Source organism: Brevundimonas sp. RM1 (genome assembly GCF_052907225.1).
The window spans coordinates 217,569-233,394 of sequence record NZ_JBRERY010000001.1; the positions used below are offsets into that span (position 1 = coordinate 217,569).

At 68.6% G+C, this 15,826-nt stretch carries 17 protein-coding genes; 5 read left to right on the plus strand and 12 right to left on the minus strand.

Annotation, left to right across the window (positions count from 1 at the left end; all coding sequences use genetic code 11):
- Window positions 1-16 precede the first annotated feature (16 nt).
- Both ACU5AP_RS01140 and rpmE read right to left on the minus strand, forming a co-directional pair.
- Window positions 17-1,573 carry a L,D-transpeptidase family protein gene (locus ACU5AP_RS01140; RefSeq protein ID WP_128720431.1) on the minus strand — a complete coding sequence of 519 codons (1,557 nt, stop codon included), beginning with the start codon at window positions 1,571-1,573 and terminating at the stop codon, window positions 17-19.
- A gap of 153 nt (window positions 1,574-1,726) precedes the next feature.
- Window positions 1,727-1,951 (minus strand): 50S ribosomal protein L31, encoded by a 225-nt coding sequence (gene rpmE / locus ACU5AP_RS01145; RefSeq protein ID WP_003168899.1) that lies wholly within the window; start codon window positions 1,949-1,951, stop codon window positions 1,727-1,729.
- 132 nt (window positions 1,952-2,083) lie between these two features.
- On the opposite strand from rpmE, the gene ACU5AP_RS01150 reads away from it, so the two are divergent.
- Window positions 2,084-3,928, plus strand: a complete 1,845-nt coding sequence (locus tag ACU5AP_RS01150; RefSeq protein ID WP_128720430.1) for an ABC transporter transmembrane domain-containing protein — start codon at window positions 2,084-2,086, stop codon at window positions 3,926-3,928.
- A gap of 28 nt (window positions 3,929-3,956) precedes the next feature.
- On the opposite strand, the gene ACU5AP_RS01155 is transcribed toward ACU5AP_RS01150, so the two are convergent.
- The 6 genes from ACU5AP_RS01155 to ACU5AP_RS01180 form a co-directional block, all read right to left on the minus strand.
- On the minus strand, window positions 3,957-4,997 hold the full coding sequence (locus ACU5AP_RS01155) for a glycerophosphodiester phosphodiesterase (protein WP_128720428.1): 1,041 nt from the start codon (window positions 4,995-4,997) through the stop codon (window positions 3,957-3,959).
- Window positions 4,998-5,240: 243 nt separating this feature from the next.
- Window positions 5,241-6,047, minus strand: a complete 807-nt coding sequence (locus ACU5AP_RS01160) for an inositol monophosphatase family protein (protein ID WP_040345821.1) — start codon at window positions 6,045-6,047, stop codon at window positions 5,241-5,243.
- Between the two features lie 132 nt (window positions 6,048-6,179).
- Window positions 6,180-6,746 (minus strand): elongation factor P, encoded by a 567-nt coding sequence (gene efp, locus ACU5AP_RS01165; RefSeq protein WP_125900057.1) that lies wholly within the window; start codon window positions 6,744-6,746, stop codon window positions 6,180-6,182.
- A 127-nt stretch (window positions 6,747-6,873) separates the two neighbouring features.
- Window positions 6,874-7,410, minus strand: coding sequence for a TspO protein (locus ACU5AP_RS01170; protein WP_223850832.1), 537 nt, complete (start codon window positions 7,408-7,410; stop codon window positions 6,874-6,876).
- 73 nt (window positions 7,411-7,483) lie between these two features.
- Window positions 7,484-7,984: a bacterioferritin gene (bfr, locus tag ACU5AP_RS01175; RefSeq protein ID WP_040345814.1), complete on the minus strand. Its 501-nt coding sequence runs from the start codon at window positions 7,982-7,984 to the stop codon at window positions 7,484-7,486.
- Window positions 7,985-8,150: 166 nt separating this feature from the next.
- Window positions 8,151-8,336: a (2Fe-2S)-binding protein gene (locus ACU5AP_RS01180; protein ID WP_003165676.1), complete on the minus strand. Its 186-nt coding sequence runs from the start codon at window positions 8,334-8,336 to the stop codon at window positions 8,151-8,153.
- 117 nt (window positions 8,337-8,453) lie between these two features.
- Here ACU5AP_RS01180 and thiE point away from each other — a divergent pair, with 117 nt between their 5' ends.
- The 3 genes from thiE (at window position 8,454) to ACU5AP_RS01195 (ending at window position 11,929) form a co-directional block, all read left to right on the plus strand.
- Window positions 8,454-9,113: a thiamine phosphate synthase gene (gene thiE, locus ACU5AP_RS01185; protein ID WP_396487513.1), complete on the plus strand. Its 660-nt coding sequence runs from the start codon at window positions 8,454-8,456 to the stop codon at window positions 9,111-9,113.
- Window positions 9,114-9,198: 85 nt separating this feature from the next.
- Window positions 9,199-10,875 (plus strand): sensor histidine kinase, encoded by a 1,677-nt coding sequence (locus ACU5AP_RS01190; RefSeq protein ID WP_223850833.1) that lies wholly within the window; start codon window positions 9,199-9,201, stop codon window positions 10,873-10,875.
- Between the two features lie 58 nt (window positions 10,876-10,933).
- On the plus strand, window positions 10,934-11,929 hold the full coding sequence (locus tag ACU5AP_RS01195; protein WP_128720425.1) for a hypothetical protein: 996 nt from the start codon (window positions 10,934-10,936) through the stop codon (window positions 11,927-11,929).
- Window positions 11,930-11,933: 4 nt separating this feature from the next.
- On the opposite strand, the gene ACU5AP_RS01200 is transcribed toward ACU5AP_RS01195, so the two are convergent.
- The 4 genes from ACU5AP_RS01200 to ACU5AP_RS01215 all read right to left on the minus strand — a co-directional run bounded on the left by ACU5AP_RS01200 (window position 11,934) and on the right by ACU5AP_RS01215 (window position 15,161).
- A complete protein-coding gene (locus ACU5AP_RS01200; protein ID WP_088410054.1) occupies window positions 11,934-12,269 on the minus strand; it encodes a VOC family protein in 336 nt (111 codons plus the stop codon).
- 231 nt (window positions 12,270-12,500) lie between these two features.
- A complete protein-coding gene (gene eco, locus ACU5AP_RS01205; protein ID WP_003165667.1) occupies window positions 12,501-13,013 on the minus strand; it encodes a serine protease inhibitor ecotin in 513 nt (170 codons plus the stop codon).
- A 48-nt stretch (window positions 13,014-13,061) separates the two neighbouring features.
- Window positions 13,062-14,252 (minus strand): thiolase family protein, encoded by a 1,191-nt coding sequence (locus tag ACU5AP_RS01210; protein ID WP_046653361.1) that lies wholly within the window; start codon window positions 14,250-14,252, stop codon window positions 13,062-13,064.
- 72 nt (window positions 14,253-14,324) lie between these two features.
- On the minus strand, window positions 14,325-15,161 hold the full coding sequence (locus ACU5AP_RS01215; protein ID WP_446680688.1) for an acyl-CoA thioesterase: 837 nt from the start codon (window positions 15,159-15,161) through the stop codon (window positions 14,325-14,327).
- A 164-nt stretch (window positions 15,162-15,325) separates the two neighbouring features.
- Here ACU5AP_RS01215 and ACU5AP_RS01220 point away from each other — a divergent pair, with 164 nt between their 5' ends.
- Window positions 15,326-15,820, plus strand: a complete 495-nt coding sequence (locus ACU5AP_RS01220) for a winged helix-turn-helix transcriptional regulator (protein WP_003165664.1) — start codon at window positions 15,326-15,328, stop codon at window positions 15,818-15,820.
- Window positions 15,821-15,826 lie beyond the last annotated feature (6 nt).

Sequence of the window (15,826 nt, forward strand, 5' to 3'; positions counted from 1 at the left end):
GAGAGAGGTGGATGCCTTACGGCGTCACTTCATCCGGATCGATCGGGGCGTCGGCTATGACCTGAGGCAGGTTGACGGCGATGCCCAGGGCGTCGGCCAGCTTGGCGTCGCGCTTGTAGACGTCCTCGCGGAAGGCGACGCGGCCCTGACCGTCGACGAAGGCGGTCCAGTACAGCAGGCGCACGCCGATGTTGCGGCCGGTGGTCACGCGCTTGGTCTCGCCGCTGGCCTGGGCCGCGTCGAACAGGGCCAGACGCTCGGGATCGGGCGACAGCAGCAGGCGGGCGAAGCCGATGGCGTCCTGCACCCGCACGCAGCCGTGGCTGCGCTGGCGCACCGACAAGTTGAAGGCGCCCCGCGCCGGGGTGTCGTGCAGGAAGATGGCGTAGCTGTCCTGCAGTTCGAACTTCACATTGCCCAGCGACGACTTCGGACCGGCGCGTTGCACCACCCAGCCGTCGGCGTTGACGTACATGTCGTTCGCGGCCAGGTAGCCGGGGCCCTTGGGCAGGATTTCACGGCGGGCGATGCCCATGGGCACGGTCCACGGCGGATTGGCCACGACCGAGGCGAAGGGCTTTTCAAGGCTGGGGGTCTGGTTGGCGGCGGTGCCGACGACCACGCGGTTGGAGTGAACCGGCTTGCCGTCCTTCCAGTAGACCATGATGGCGGCGGCGGTGTTGACCTCGATCCGCTCCGGATTCAGGTCGCGCTTCAGCCAGCGGCGACGCTCCAGGTTCAGGGCGATCTGGCGGGCGCGATCCTCGGCGGTGGCGGTCAGCGAGCGCTGGGTGGCGCCGCCGATGCGGCCGTCGGACCCCAGGCCGTGCCGGGTCTGGAAGCTGCGGACCGCCTGCTCCAGTTCGGGGCCGTAGGCCAGGTTGCCCTTCAGGCGTTCGGCGGCGGCGGCGCTCAGGTCGCCCTCGGCGGCCAGGCGGGCGGTCAGGGCCGGGATGCGCGGGTCGCTGGTTCCCGGCTCGATGGTGCCGCCGATACGGAAGGCGGGCCAGCCGCCCTGGCGGGCGATGCGGCGATAGCGGGCGTAACCGGCCGACAGATTGGTGTAGCCCAGGTCCGTCGGGGGCAGGGCGTCGAACCACTGGCTCAGCTTGTTGACGGCCACGGCGTCGACCAGGCCGCGCGGCAGGTCCACGCTGTTCTTCTGCATCTCCCACAGCTCTTCGACCGTCTCGGGCCGGACGCGGCCCTCGGACAGAACCTTGGCGTAGGCCAGGGCGGCGGCGGTGGTGCGGATCTCGGCCGTCTCGCGGTCGGCGGCCAGGCCGACGAAGTCGAAGAAGTCCCCGGCGGGCAGGCCATGACGTTCAGCGCCCTGGGCGACTTCCTGCAGGATGCGCAGGCGGTCGGCGGTCCAGATCGGCTTGCCGCCGGTCAGTTGATAGACGGCGCGGACGTCAGCCTGCTGGGCCGCGGGCAGGCGGCCGGCCTGGGCGTCGAAGCCGGCGATGAAGATTTGCGGGTCCGTGGTGCGCGTTTGGGCCAGCGCCCCGTTCGCGGCTGCCAGCGTCAGGCTCGTCGTGGCGACGCCAAGGCCCAATTCCCGTCGGTTCATCGTCTGCAACTCTTGTGGTCCGATATCGGCCCGGACCCAACGTCCACGCCCCGAGTAATCGAACGCGCCCATGTTAACGGTGTTCCGGGCAACAAAAAAGCGCCGGCCCTGGGACCGGCGCTTTTGTGGCGAACTTGTCGCACCAAGCGTGGCTTACTTCTTGATGAAGCCGCCGAACTTGTTGTTGAAGCGCGAGACGCGACCGCCGCGGTCCATCAGGTGCTGGTTGCCGCCGGTCCAGGCCGGGTGAGACGTCGGGTCGATGTCCAGGTTCAGCGTGGCGCCTTCCTTCCCGTAGGTCGAACGGGTCTGGTAGGTGGTGCCGTCGGTCATCACAACAGTGATGAAGTGGTAGTCGGGGTGCGTGTCCGCTTTCATCGATCTTGTCCGTCTCTGCGCGACGACGATGCCGACCGTCACTGCGCGTAAATAGAGAATCCCGCCGCAGAGCGCGACGGGAGCGAAGGGCGGCGTTTACACCGGGGTGCGTTCCGGGGCAAGAGCGCGACCATGACCCAAGCTGAACCTCAACGTCACGCCCAACCGACCGGCCGCCCCGGCGCCGGCGCCGTTCTGGCCGAACAGATGGACGAGGCGGGCGGCAAGCGCGCCAAGAGCCGCAACATCCGACCTCTGGGACGGCTGCTGCCCTTCCTGGGGCGGCACAAGATGGACGCGGCGATCGCCACGGTCTGGCTGATCGGATCGACGGTCGCGTCGCTGGCGCTGACGGCGACGGCGCGCGGCGCCATCGACCAGGGGTTCGAGAACGGCGGCGCCAATATCGACAAGTGGTTCCTGATCCTGGGTCTCAACGCCGTGGTGCTGGGGCTGGCGACGGCGCTGCGTTATTTCTACGTCACCAAGACGGGCGAGCGGATGATCGCCGACCTGCGCACGGCGCTGTTCCAGCGCATCCTGACGCTGGACCCGGTCTTCTTCGCCCATATGCGCACGGGCGAGGTGCTGTCGCGCCTGACCACGGACATCCAACTGGTGGACACGCTGCTGACCACCTCGGTCAGCTATGCGCTGCGCAACTTCCTGACCCTGATCGGCGGGGTCGCCCTGCTGTTCTTCGTCAGTCCGAAGCTGACGGGCTTTGTCCTGCTGATCGTGCCGGTGCTGATCGTGCCGCTGTTCCTGTTCGGCCGGGTGGTGCGCCGCCTGACGGTGCAGTCGCAGGACACCTTCGCCGGGGCCGTGGGCTTTGCGGGCGAAAGCGTCGACGCCATCGAGACGGTTCAGGCTTTCGGCCGCGAAAAGAGCGCCATCGGCCGTTTCGGCGCGGCGGTGGAGGAGGCGTTCGGCGTCTCCCTGAAGCGGATGCGGGCGCGCGGCGTGATGACCGCCATGATCATCATGGTGATGTTCGGCGGCGTGACCCTGGTGCTGTGGCTGGGCGCGCAGGACGTGATCGCCGGGACCATGACGCCGGGCGCCCTGCTGCAATTCGTCTTGTTGTCGGTGTTCGCGGCGGGCGCGGTCGGGGCGCTGGGCGAAAGCTGGGGCGACGTACAGAAGGCGGCGGGCGCCATGGAACGGATCGACGAACTGATGCGGGCGACCCCCGCCATCGCTCCGCCCCCCAATCCGGTCGCCCTGCCTCAGCCGCCGCGCGGCGAGGTGTCGATGTCGGCGGTGGATTTCGCCTATCCGGGCCGTCCGGACCTGCCCGCCCTGAAGGGCTTCAGCCTGACCGTGCGGCCGGGCGAGACGGTGGCCCTGGTCGGGCCGTCGGGGGCGGGCAAGTCGACGGTCTTCCGCCTGCTGCTGCGCTTTTATGATCCGCAGTCCGGTCTGGTGTCGGTGGACGGGGTGGACGTGCGCGCGGCCGATCCGGTCGATGTGCGCAACCGCTTCGCCTGGGTGTCGCAGGAGGCGCCGTTGTTCTCGGGCTCGGCGCTGGAGAACATCCGCTTCGGCCGTGAGGCCGCCACGCTGGACGAAGCCCGCGCCGTCGCCGCCGAGGCGCAGGCGCTGGGCTTCATCGACGCCTTGCCGGAAGGCTTCGACACGCCGCTGGGCGAGCGCGGCAAGAGCCTGTCGGGCGGCCAGCGTCAGCGTCTGGCCATCGCGCGGGCTCTGGTGCGCGAGGCGCCGATCCTGCTGCTGGACGAGGCGACCAGCGCGCTCGACGCCGAGAACGAGCGCCTGGTGCAAGCCGCGCTGGATCAGGCGATGGAGGCGCGCACCACCCTGGTCATCGCCCACCGCCTGGCGACCGTGCTGCGCGCCGACCGCATCGTGGTGATGGACGGCGGCCAGGTGGTCGAGGAAGGCACGCACGCGGAGCTGTCAGCCAAGGGCGGCCTATATGCGCGTCTGGCCAAGCTGCAGTTTCAGGGAACGTGAGTAAAACCCTCTCCCGGCGGGAGAGGAGCTAGCGCGCGTTGACGGCGGCGGCGGGAAAATCGCTGAACACGGCGTCGACGCCCAGCGCGTAGATCGCCTTCAGCCAGCCCGTCAGGTCGCCGTGATCGGCGGGCGCGTCGCCCACGCGATATTGCGCGGGCAGGAACAGATTCTCCGCCCGGAAGGTCCAGACCACGATCTTCAGGCCTGCCGCATGGGCGTCGACCGTCAGGGGCGAGGCGGCCAGCGCGCGGCCTGCGTCGTCGCGCGGCACGACCATCAAATCCTGCACGCCGACCGCCTCGGCATAGCGGGCGATCTCCGCCAGCCCCTGCGGCGTGGCCATCTCGGCATAGGTCGCGCCTGGTCGGTCGGCAGGACCGCCGCCCGCCTGCATCAGTTGCAGGAGGGGGGCGTCGATGCGCGCCTTCAACCGTTCCAGCGTCCCGACCTCGAAGCACTGGATCAGGATGGGGGCGTCGGCGCTGGTCAGGGCATGGCGCTCCAGCGCGGCGACGAAGGCGTCCTCCATCGGCAGGTCCAGAGCGGCGAAGTGGGATGGGTGCTTCAGTTCGGGCGCGACGCCGATGACGCGGCCGGCGCGGGCGCCGGCCTCACGCGCGATCTCGACCACTTCGTCGAAGGTCAGGATCGGTTCTTGCCCGTCGAAGGCGGCCGAGGCGGGGCGCAGGGCGGGCCGGCGCTCGCGGGCGCGCAGGGTCTTCAGCTCGGCCAGGGTGAAGTCTTCGGTGAACCAGCCGGTGATGGGCACGCCGTCCACGGCGCGGGTGGTGCGGCGGTCGGCGAACTCGGGACGGTCGGCGATGTCGGTGGTCTCGTCGATCTCGTTCTCGTGACGGACGACCAGATGACCGTCGCGGGTCATGACCAGATCGGGCTCGATGAAGTCGGCGCCCTGTTCAATCGCCAGCTCATAGGCGGCGCGGGTGTGTTCGGGCCGTTCGCCAGAGGCGCCCCGGTGGGCGATGACGATGGGCTTGGCGGGAGGAGCGGACATGGCCGGTTGGCTCGACGACAGGAGGACGGCGGTCAGGATGGCGGCGATCATGGCCGAAGGGTAGGGGCCGGACGTGACAGGCGCGTGATCGCGTGACCCACTCCCGGCGGGAGAGGGCTTGAGCGCGCGGCGGCGCAGCCGTCGCCCTTGCGCGAAAGGGAGAGGGGCTAAGGTATCCGTTCGAGCGCTGAGTGACGGCTAACGCCGACTTCACCCGTGAACCCTCACCCTTTCGCCTTGCCAATCGCTTCGCTCTTGGAGGCTCAAGCCCTCTCCCATCGGGAGTGGGTGACGTCAGGCCTCGCGCAGGATCTTGCGCAGCTTGGCTTGTATCTCCGGGTTGCCCGCGACGATCTGCTTGCCGTTCATCGGGTCGCCGTCCTGGTCGATGGCGGTGACGACGCCGCCGGCCTCAGTGACCAGCAGGATGCCCGCCGCCACGTCCCACGGCTGAAGGTTGCGCTCGAAATAGGCGTCGTAACGGCCCGCAGCGACCCAGGCGAAGTCCAGCGAGGCGGCGCCCAGGCGGCGGATGCCCGCGACGCGCTGGCCGACGGCGTGGATGTCCTTGATAGCCTGGCCGTGGCCCGTCTTGCCGATGAAGGGCAGGCCCGTGGCGATCAGGCACTCGGCCATGTCGGCGCGCCCGGCGATGCGGATGCGCGTGTCGTTCAGATAGCAGCCCTTGCCCTTTTCGGCCCAGAACATCTCGTTCATGACCGGGTTGTAGGTGACGCAGGCCACGATCTCGGACGTGCCGTCGGGATGCTTGCGCTCCAGGCCCACCGTGATGGCGAAGTGGGGCATGGCGTGCATGAAGTTGGTGGTGCCGTCGATCGGGTCGACGATCCAGGTGTGGGTCTTGTCGGTGCCCTCGACCATGCCGCGCTCTTCGCCCAGGAAGCCGTAGCCGGGACGGGCCTTCAGCAGCAGTTCGAACAGGGTCTGTTCGGCCTTGACGTCGGCGGCGGTGACGAAGTCGCCGGGGCCCTTGCGGGACACCTGCAACTGGGACACCTCGCCGAAATCCCGGAGCATCGGGCGGGCGGTCTTGCGGACGGCGTCCATCATGACCTGGAGCAGGGCGGAAGCGAGGGCCATAGGCGGTTCTCCTGATCCGTCGATCCTCAAAAGCCTGCGGCCCGGATGGACGGAGAAGCAAAAGGGGCGCGGACCATCCGCGCCCCTGTAGTCTTTACAGCGCCCGGCCTTGGCCGGGAATGACGGCGTTTGTTAGTCCGCGCGGCGGACGTATTCGCCGGTCGAGGTGTCGACGATGATCTTCTCGCCCGTCGACATGAAGGGCGGGATCATGACGCGGATGCCGTTCGAGGCCTTGGCGGGCTTGTAGGACGACGAGGCGGTCTGGCCCTTCACGGTCGGCTCGGTCTCGACGACTTCCAGCACGACCTGTTCCGGCAGTTCCAGGCCGATCGGACGCTCTTCGTGCGACTCGATGACGACCTTCATGCCTTCCTGCAGGTAGGGGATGCGGTCTTCGCCAACCCAGCCCTTTTGCAGTTCGATCTGCTCATAGGACTCGTCGTCCATGAAGACGAGAGTTTCGCCGTTGTCGAACAGGTAGGAGTAGTCGCGCTGTTCCAGCGTGACGCGCTCGACCTTGTCTTCCGAGCGGAAGCGTTCGTTCAGCTTGTTGCCGGTTTCGAGGTTTTTGGCCTCGACGTTGGCGAAGGCGCCGCCCTTGCCGGGCTTGACGTGGCTGGCCTTGGTGACGACCCACAGGCCGCCGTTGTGTTGCAGGACCATGCCGGGCTTGATGGTGTTGGCGTTGATTTTCATGAGAACCGTAGGGCTCGTTGCTGGGGGGCGGCAGGCGCCGACCGCCAGGGCGTGGCGCGCCAAATCGCGGCGAGCCCTAGAGGATCAAGCGAAAAAGGGCAATGGCGCTGCTCGGCGACCCGCGGATTCAGGCGGCGTCGTCCAGGCCGCGTTCCGCCTGATTGGCCAGGCGCACCCCCATGCCTGTGGGGGCTGCCAGCTTGCCTGCGCCGGGATCCAGCTTGCGCGCCTCATGAGCGAAGGCGGCGGCCAGACCGGCTGAGGACATGGCGGCCAGAATCTGGGTCCAGCGGCCAGTAGGCCGCGCCGCCAGCCAGACGGCGTTGACCGCCTGGGCGACAGCCCACAGACCCATTGCAGTGTTGCGGCCGGGACGGGCGGGGGCGTTCCACACGCGCAGGGCCGACAGGGTGGTGGCCGAGAAGACGGCGGGCAGGATCAGGCTGAACGGTCCGCGCGGCCGCTCGGTGATCGGACCCTCGCGTTTTCGGGCGCCGGTCAGGCCGCGTGTCTGCGGGGGAACGGCGCGGGTCGCCACAGCCGTCGCCGCCAGGGCGAAGCCGACGGTCAGCGCGGCGCCCAGGGCGACGTGCCGCCAGTCGCGGCCTTCGGCGTTGAGAAAATCCGCTGCGTGGTCGCGGGCGGCGTCGAGGGCGTCGTCCATGCTGCTCATGCAGCCAAGAACAACCGGGCGCGGCGGACGTTCCCGCCCTCCGACGCCGCGCCCGGCCTTCGGATCAGTTCCCGGTGGCGGCGCCGTCGGTGGTGATTTCCTTCATGGCCGACTGCAGATAGTTCTGCGCGCCCATCAGCTTGATCAGGCTGTGTTGGTTCTCGAGGAAGTCGATGTGCTCCTCGGTGTCGGCCAGGATTTTCAGCAGCAGGTCGCGGCTGACGTAGTCGCGGGCTTCTTCGCACTGGGTCAGGGCGTCGCGGGTGGCGGCGCGGCTGTCGATTTCCAGCTGCAGGTCGGCGCCCAGGCATTCGATGGGGTCTTCGCCGACCTTCAGCTTGTGCAGATCCTGCAGGTTGGGCAGGCCGTCTAGGAACAGGATGCGTTTGATCAGCATGTCGGCGTGCTTCATCTCGCCGATCGATTCTTCGTAGATGACGTTGCCCAGGTGGGCGAGGCCCCAGCTTTCGAACATGCGGGCGTGCAGGAAATACTGGTTCACCGCCGTCAGTTCATTGGTCAGCACCGCGTTGAGGGTGCGGATGATCGCGGGATCGCCCTTCATGGTCGTCGTCCTTGTTTCAGCGGCGGCGAAAGCGACGTCGGCGCGACGACAGGGCCTTTCGGCCGCCCGTAAGGACTTCATAACACGGCGGAAACGCCGTGGATTATTTGCGAGTTCTTATCACTGCATTGATAATGCGAGTGAAATCCGCTTTCAAAATCCGCCTCTATTCGGCGGCGATGGCGAAGGCGGCCTGTGTTTCCTGGATCATCTGGCGCATTTCGCAGACGCATTTGGCGCACTGAGGCGCGCACTGGTGGCTGGCGAAGATGTCCTTGGGACGGTTGGCGCCCGCCTCGATGGCGAGGGCGACGTCACGCTGGCGAAGACCGTTACAGTTGCAGACGTACAAGGCGAGGCACCCGGAACACTGAGAATGGCTCGCTATAGCACTTATTAAGGCGGGTGCAAATCATTCGCATGCACATGCGACATTGACGACGACGTCGGCGACGGGCAGGGCTCGGCCATGGCTCGTCAACCGCAAATTCCCGCCCGCCCGGCCTGCCGGCTGTACCTGATCACGCCGGCCGCCATCCCGGACCTGGAGGCGTTCGCCGCAGAGCTGGAGGCCGCTCTGGCGGCAGGCGACTGCGCCGCCCTGCAGATCCGCCTGAAGGCGGCCTCGGACGAGGAGATTCGTGCGGCCGTCGCCAGGCTGAAGCCGATCTGCCAGGCGCATGACGTGGCCCTGATCCTGAACGATCGGCCGGACTTGGCGCGCGCCACGGGCTGCGACGGCGTGCACGTGGGGCAGGAGGACGCCTCCCTGGCCGAGGCGCGGCGCATCATGGGCGAGGCCGCCATGATCGGCGTCACCTGCCACGACAGCCGCCACCTGGCGATGGAGGCGGCCGAGGGCGGCGCCGACTATGTGGCCTTCGGCGCCTTCTTCCCGACGCAGACCAAGGATGTCGCCCATCACGCTGAACCGGAGATCCTGACCATCTGGCAGGAGACGATGGAGGTTCCCTGTGTCGCCATCGGCGGCGTTACGGTCGAAAACGCCGGGGCCATCGCAGCGGCCGGCGCCGACTTCGTGGCGGTCAGCGCCGGGGTCTGGCGCCATCCTGACGGCCCGGCGGCGGCCGTGCGCGCTTTCGATGAGGCGCTGCGAACCGCGTATTGATCCTAGGGTCACGCTTCAGGGGATGTTTAGGAACGCGCGCGAAGATCAGGGCCTAAGACTCTAGTTCTAGGCCGGATTGATGAGCATGAGCCGCGCGCTCCAAAGAGGAGAAGTCGCATTGGACGCGACGGGCAAGGGGACCGCTCCGGTTGAAACCCTGGCGCCGCCGAACGCCGACTTCTTCCGCCGACCGCTGGCTCCGATGCTGACCGCGCTGGGCGTGGCCGTGCTGGTGGTTCTCGCGATCAGCTTCGCTCGCGCCAACGGTCTGGTCGCCGCCCTGTGGGGCGCCGGCGGCCTAGCTATGGCTGTATGGCTGCGCGGCGGCCGCGGCCTGCAATACGACCTAGGTTTCGGCGTCCTGCTACTGGCGGGCGTCTTTGCCGGCGAGATACTGGCGGGCAACGGTCCGTCGCTGTCGATCCTCTTCACCCTGACCAATCTGCTGGAGATCGTGCTGGCGGTCGTGCTGACGCGCCGTGTGGTCACGGGGTTGCATGTCGACAGCGTGCAAGGCCTGGCGCGTTTCCTGGCCGTATGCGCGATCGCGCCCTTGCCGTCGGCCCTGATCGCCGCCGTGGCCTTGTTCAATATGGCGGACCAGAACTTCCTGGACGCCTTGCGTATCTGGTGGAGCGGCCATGCCCTGGGCTTCGCCGTGATCGGCGTGTTCGGACTGAGCCTGCGCAAGACGCATCTAAGGATGCTGAAGCAGCCCGCGCGCCTGGCCGAGGCTATCGGGTTGGGCGTGCTGCTCGCCAGCGCCTGCTACGCCATCTTTTCGCATATGAGCCTGCCTTACGGCTTTCTGCTGTTGCCGTTGATCGTGCTCGCGGCGGTGCGCTTTCGCGTGATCGGCGCGGCCTGGGCCTTGCTGGTGGTGTCGGTGGTGGCCATCGGCGGCACCATGGCCGGGCACGGTCCCTATCATCAGTTCGATCCCGAGGATCGCGCCCTGCTGGCGCAGTTGCTGATCCTGCTGGGCTATATGCCGATCCTGATGGTCGCCGCCCTGTTGGAAGAGCGTGACGGGCTGATGCAGCGCGCCAGGGAAGGACGGCTGCGGGCCGAGCGCGCCTCGGCGGCCAAATCGCGGCTGCTGGCCAATGTGGCCCATGAGATCAAGAGCCCGATCGGCGGCGTCATCGGCATCGGCGAACTGTGGGCCGGAGGGCACCTGGGCGCCGCCACGCCCAACCAGGTCGAGATGGCGCAGATGCTGGTCAAGACGGCCCGCCAGGTCGAGGCCCTGACCCACGACCTGCTCGACGTGGCGCGGGCCGAGGCGGGCGCGGTCAAGGTGGATATTCGCCCGACCGATGTCGCCGGCGTGCTGGAGGACGTCCGCCGCAGTCTGTTGCTGAATCCTGAAGCGGCGGCGGTGAAGATCGACGTCGTGGCCGCCGGCGATCACCTGGTGGCGCGGGCCGATTCCCAGCGTCTGACGCAGGTGGTCGGCAATCTGGCCAACAACGCCGTCAAATACGGCGCCTCGGGCGGGCTGGTCGTCCTGCGCGCGGCCTGGAGCGGGGACCGCGTCCGTATCGAGGTCACGGACCGAGGGCCAGGTCTCTCGGACGAGAAGCAGGCGCAACTGTTCGAGCCCTTCAACCGTCTGGGTCTGGAGCGTTCGGCCATTGAGGGGCATGGCGTCGGCCTGACCCTGGCCAAGCGGCTGGTCGAACTGCAGGGCGGCGAGATCGGCGTGATTTCGGCGCCGGGGCATGGCGCGACCTTCTGGGTGGAGCTGCCGGGCGCCTGATCCGGCGGGCGCGATGGCCGCTTGACCCGGTGCGGCCCCCGCCGCCAATGTCGCGGCCATGAAAGCCGTATTTGTCGCCGCCCTGTCGCTCGCCGCTCCTCTGGCCCTGTCCGCGACGCCCGCCGCCGCGCAGCAGGATTCGGCCGAGCGCGCCCGCATCGAAGAGTTGACGCGCCGCCTGAACGGCGCGCCGCCCGCGCCGCAAAGAGCGACGACGCCCGCTGCGCAGCCGACGCCCCAACCTGCGCGCCAGGCTGCGCCCCAGCCGACGCCTCAGCCGACGCAGCGCGCGGTTGCGCCGCAGGGGCGGGAGCGACCGGCCCCGCCGCCCGCCGCCGCCCGTCAGGATCCTGCAGAACGGGCCCGCATCGAGGAGTTGACGCGTCGTCTGAACGGCGCGCCGCCTTCGGCCGGTTCGACTGCGCCCTCATCCGCCGCGCCGTCTCGGCCGCCGCAGGCTCAGCGTCCTTCGGTCCAGACTCCGCCGGCCCAGACACCTCTGACCCAGATTCCTTTGACCCAGCCGACACAGGCCCAGCAGGCGCCCGTCGCGGCGCCCAGACCGCAACCGGCGCCCCAACCGGCTTCGTCCGCGCCGCAGCGCGCGCCGGCGCCTGTTGCAACGCCGACGCCAGCTCCGGCTCCGGCAGCGCCGATCCGCAGAACTGAGCCCGTTCCGGCGCCGACGCCGCAAGGCTTGAGCGTCGCCGAGCGCGCCGCCCTGCCGTTCATCATTGATCTGCCGGCGGGCTTCCAGCTGGTCGAGGGCCGTGCGGCGCCGGGCGCCCAGGTCTATTCGGCGCGCAAGGCGGGCAAGACCTATCTGATGATCTACGCCGGGCCGACGTCGCAGTTTCCCATCTACGACGGGGACCATGTGACGGTCGGCAGCCGCGTTTCGGTGGTGACGACTGAAGGCCAGCGCCGCATCGCCATGGAGCACCTGTTCCAGCGCGCGACTGAACCCGCCGAAATCCACGTCTGGGTGATGGCCCAGGACGGCGCCGACCGCGACGAGGCCGAGCGCATCGCCCAGACCGTCGACCCGAAGTAGAGTCCTATTTCTCGGACCATACGGCCAGTTCGTTGCCGGATGGGTCGCGGAAGTGGAAGCGCCGCCCGCCGGGGAAGGCGAAGATGACGTGGGTGATCGCGCCGCCCGCCGCCTCGACCTTGGCCTGCATGGCTTCCAGATCGTTGGCGTACAGGATGGGCAGCGGCTTGGGCGTCATGGCGTCAGGCGTGAAGCCGCCGTCCAGCCCTTCGCTGAACGCCGCATAGGCCGGACCGTAGTCCTGGAAGCTCCAGCCGAACGCCTGGGCGTAGAAGGCCTTGTGCGCCGTCAGGTCTGCCGCGGGCAGTTCGAGATAATCCAGCTTGCCGTCTTCGCGCATGGCGAGTCTCCGAGAGAAATGGGGGCGGACGCTTGCACGAAGGCCGACTCTGCGCAAACCTGCAAATGGTTCGCAAACGCAGGAGTCGGCCCATGATCGTCCTGAGCGCCGGATGCGCCTCACTGGCCTCGCTGATGCAGCGGGAGGCGGATGGAAGGCGCGGGCCCAAACGAAACGGGCGCCGATCGAATCCGATCGACGCCCGCGTCTGATCTCAAAGAACGGCGCGGATCAGCGCGCGGTCTGGGTCTCGCCCGCACGCCACACGCGATAGCGCACTTCGACGTCCGACGGGGTGTAGACCACCACCGGCAGGCGCGAGTTATAGCGGATCAGCGGCTGCTCCTGCGTCGTCACGAAGGCCTCGCGCTCCGAGCCGGGCGGGCAGCCCATCAGGGTGCTGGCCGCATTCCCCAGCGCGGGCAGGACATAGTAGTCGTAGCCCCAGCCCTGAGCCGTGCGGGTCTCCAGGCTGCCGCCGAAGAACTGGCGATTGCAGTCGACGGTCTTGGTCTTGCCGAGGATCAGTTCGACCTTCAGCGCGTCCTCGTCCGACTGGGCGGGCAGGTTGATGACATGGCGGGTCTGACCTGCCGTCGCGGCCGGGAAGGCCTTGAGGTCGGCGGACCCGGCCTGGCCGGTCGCGGAGTTGTTCTGGGTCATGGCGCCTTCAGCCTGGGCGGTGGCGCAGGCGGTCAGGCTGAGGGCGGCGACGCCGGCGGCGAGCAGGGCGGGGAGTTTCAAGGGGGAGGTCTCCACAGTCAGTAAGCTTGACCGCCGACAACGCCAGGCTCAGACCAGTTCCACCGCCATGGCCACGGCTTCGCCGCCGCCGATGCACAGCGAGGCCACGCCCTTCTTGCCGCCGCGCGCCTGAAGCGCGGCCAGCAGGGTGGACAGGATGCGCGCGCCCGAGGCGCCGATGGGGTGGCCCAGCGCCGTGGCGCCGCCGTTGACGTTCAGCTTGGCGCGGTCGATGCCCAGTTCCTGTTGGGCGATCATGGCGACGACGGCGAAGGCCTCGTTGACCTCCCACAGGTCCACGTCCTCGACCGACCAGCCGGCCTTCTTCAGCGCCTTCTGCATGGCCGGTACGGGGGCGGTGGTGAACAGGGCCGGCTCATGGGCGTGGGCGGCGTGGCTGACCACGCGGGCGACGATGGGCAGGCCCAGGGCCTTGGCCGTGCTTTCGCGCGTCATGACCATGGCGGCCGCGCCGTCGGAGATGGAGCTGGAGTTGGCGGCGGTGACGGCGCCGTCCTTGACGAAGGCGGGCTTCAGCGTCGGGATCTTGGCGGCGTCTGCCTTGCCGGGCTGTTCGTCTTCGCTGACCGTCACCGGGCCCTTGCGGGTGGCGACCTCGACCGGGACGATCTCGGCCTTGAAGGCGCCCGAAGCGATGGCGTTCTTGGCGCGGGTCAGGCTTTCGATGGCGTATTCGTCCATCGCCTCGCGGGTGAACTGATACTGGGCCGCCGCGTCCTCGGCGAAGACGCCCATGGCCTTGCCGGGAGAATAGGCGTCCTCAAGACCGTCCATCATCATGCTGTCGACGATGACGTCGTGGCCGATGCGGGCGCCGCCGCGGTGCTTGTTCATCAGATAGGGGGCGCCGGTCATCGACTCCATGCCGCCCGCGACGATGACCTCGGCCGTGCCCGCCAGCAGGGCGTCGTGCGCCATCATGGCCGACTGCAGGCCCGAGCCGCACATCTTGTTCACCGTCGTCGCCTCGACGTGCTTGCCGAGGCCCGCGCCGATGGCGGCCTGACGGGCCGGAGCCTGACCCAGGCCGGCGGGCAGGACGCAGCCCATGAAGATCTGCTCGATCTTCTCCGGCGCGACGCCCGCGCGTTCGACGGCGGCTTTCACCGCAGCGGCGCCCAGGTCGGTGGCCTTGACCGGCGACAGCGCGCCCTGGAAGCCGCCCATCGGGGTGCGGGCGAAGGAGCAGATGACGACAGGATCAGAAGCGGCGGTCATGGCGAGCGTGTCCGTAAGTGAATCGTTTCGTGGGGGATTAGGGGAGGCGAAGGCCCGCTGGCAAGCGGCGCCTCACAGCAGCTTGCGGCGCTGGCGCGCCAGGGCGAGGGGGCGGCCGTCTGCGCCCCAGGCGGTCGCCTCGTCCACCGACCAGCCCAGGCCGTGGTCCAGCAGGCGGTATTCGAAGAAGACCCAGCCGTCGGGCGCGGCGTCCGGCGTCGGATCGGCCAGGAAGTCGCAGCGCAGGTCCACCGTCGTCATCATCGGCGGCGCTTTGAAAGCCGTCCAGGCGGGCGGATAGAGGGCGTCCAGCAGGTAACACATCCGCAGTTCGTCCAGCGGCGCGCCGTCCTTCACCCGCATCCAAACCCGCTCGACGACCGGCTTGCCCTCGTTGCCGCCCAGAATGTTGGGGCCGTTCTCGAAGCGATAGTCGACGTGCTGCGAGAAGCGCGGCGCCATCGGGCCGCTGATGCCTGGCGCGTCCTTCAGGCTGTCCAGCGAGGGCGGAGGCGCTAGCAGAGGCGTCAACGGGACAGGCGTCGCGCCGTCGGCGCCGTAGGTGGCGCTGGCGTGGTGAGTCAGCTTCGAGCCTTGGCCGCCCTCGACCACGGCGTAGGCGACGTTGCGGCCGCCGCGCAGCATCCGGGGCCGGAAGTGCAAGGATTGGCCGTAACGGGCGGCGGCCAGATACTGAACCGTCAGACTGCGCAGCGGCGCCTCGATCCCCAGGCCCTGGCGCATGGCCCTGGCGCACAGGGCCGCCAACAGGCCGCCGAAGGGGAGGCCCGCCTCGGGCGGGGCGCTGATCGGGCCGTTCGAGAACTCGCCGGAAAGGTGGGCGGCCAGAACGCCGTCATCTTCGGGCGTCAGGCGGAAGGCGGCGTGGATCAGGTCGGGTTCGGTCATGGCTCTCATCGAAAAGCGGAGGCGGAACCTGCGACGGCGCCGCCTCCGAGTCGAGGGATGGACACGGCCGGGGAGCGGCCATGTCCGTTGCAAATGGAAACTTACTGACTCCGTCGCGATTGGCAACCCTTGTCAAAAGCCTGACGCGAGGTCACTTTCCGCTCATGGGACGCACCGCCGACTATTCGCGCCAGAGCTGCTCGGTCGCCGCCACCCTCGAGGTGATCGGCGACCCGTGGACCATGCTGGTCATCCGCGACGCCTTCAACGGCGTCAGTCGCTTCGAGCAATGGCAGGAGCGGCTGGGCGTGGCGCGCAACGTCCTGGCTGCGCGGCTGAAGTCGCTGGTGCATCACGGCGTGCTGGAGCCGCGGCCCTATTCCGAGCGTCCGCCGCGCAACGAATATGTGCTGACGGCCAAGGGCAAGGATCTGTACGGCGTCCTCGTCACCTTGCATGCCTGGGGCGAGAAGCACGTCTATGGCGACGAGCCGTCGGGCATCGTGCTGCGTCACAAGACCTGCGGGCACGACCTGAAGCCCCGCATCGCCTGCGGCTGCTGCAATGAAATGGTCCGCCCGCGAGAGGTGGAGGTCGTCTTCACCGAAAACCGCCCGACCGTCGGCGAGGTCATGCCGGCCAAGGACGAGGCCGCGTAAAACCCT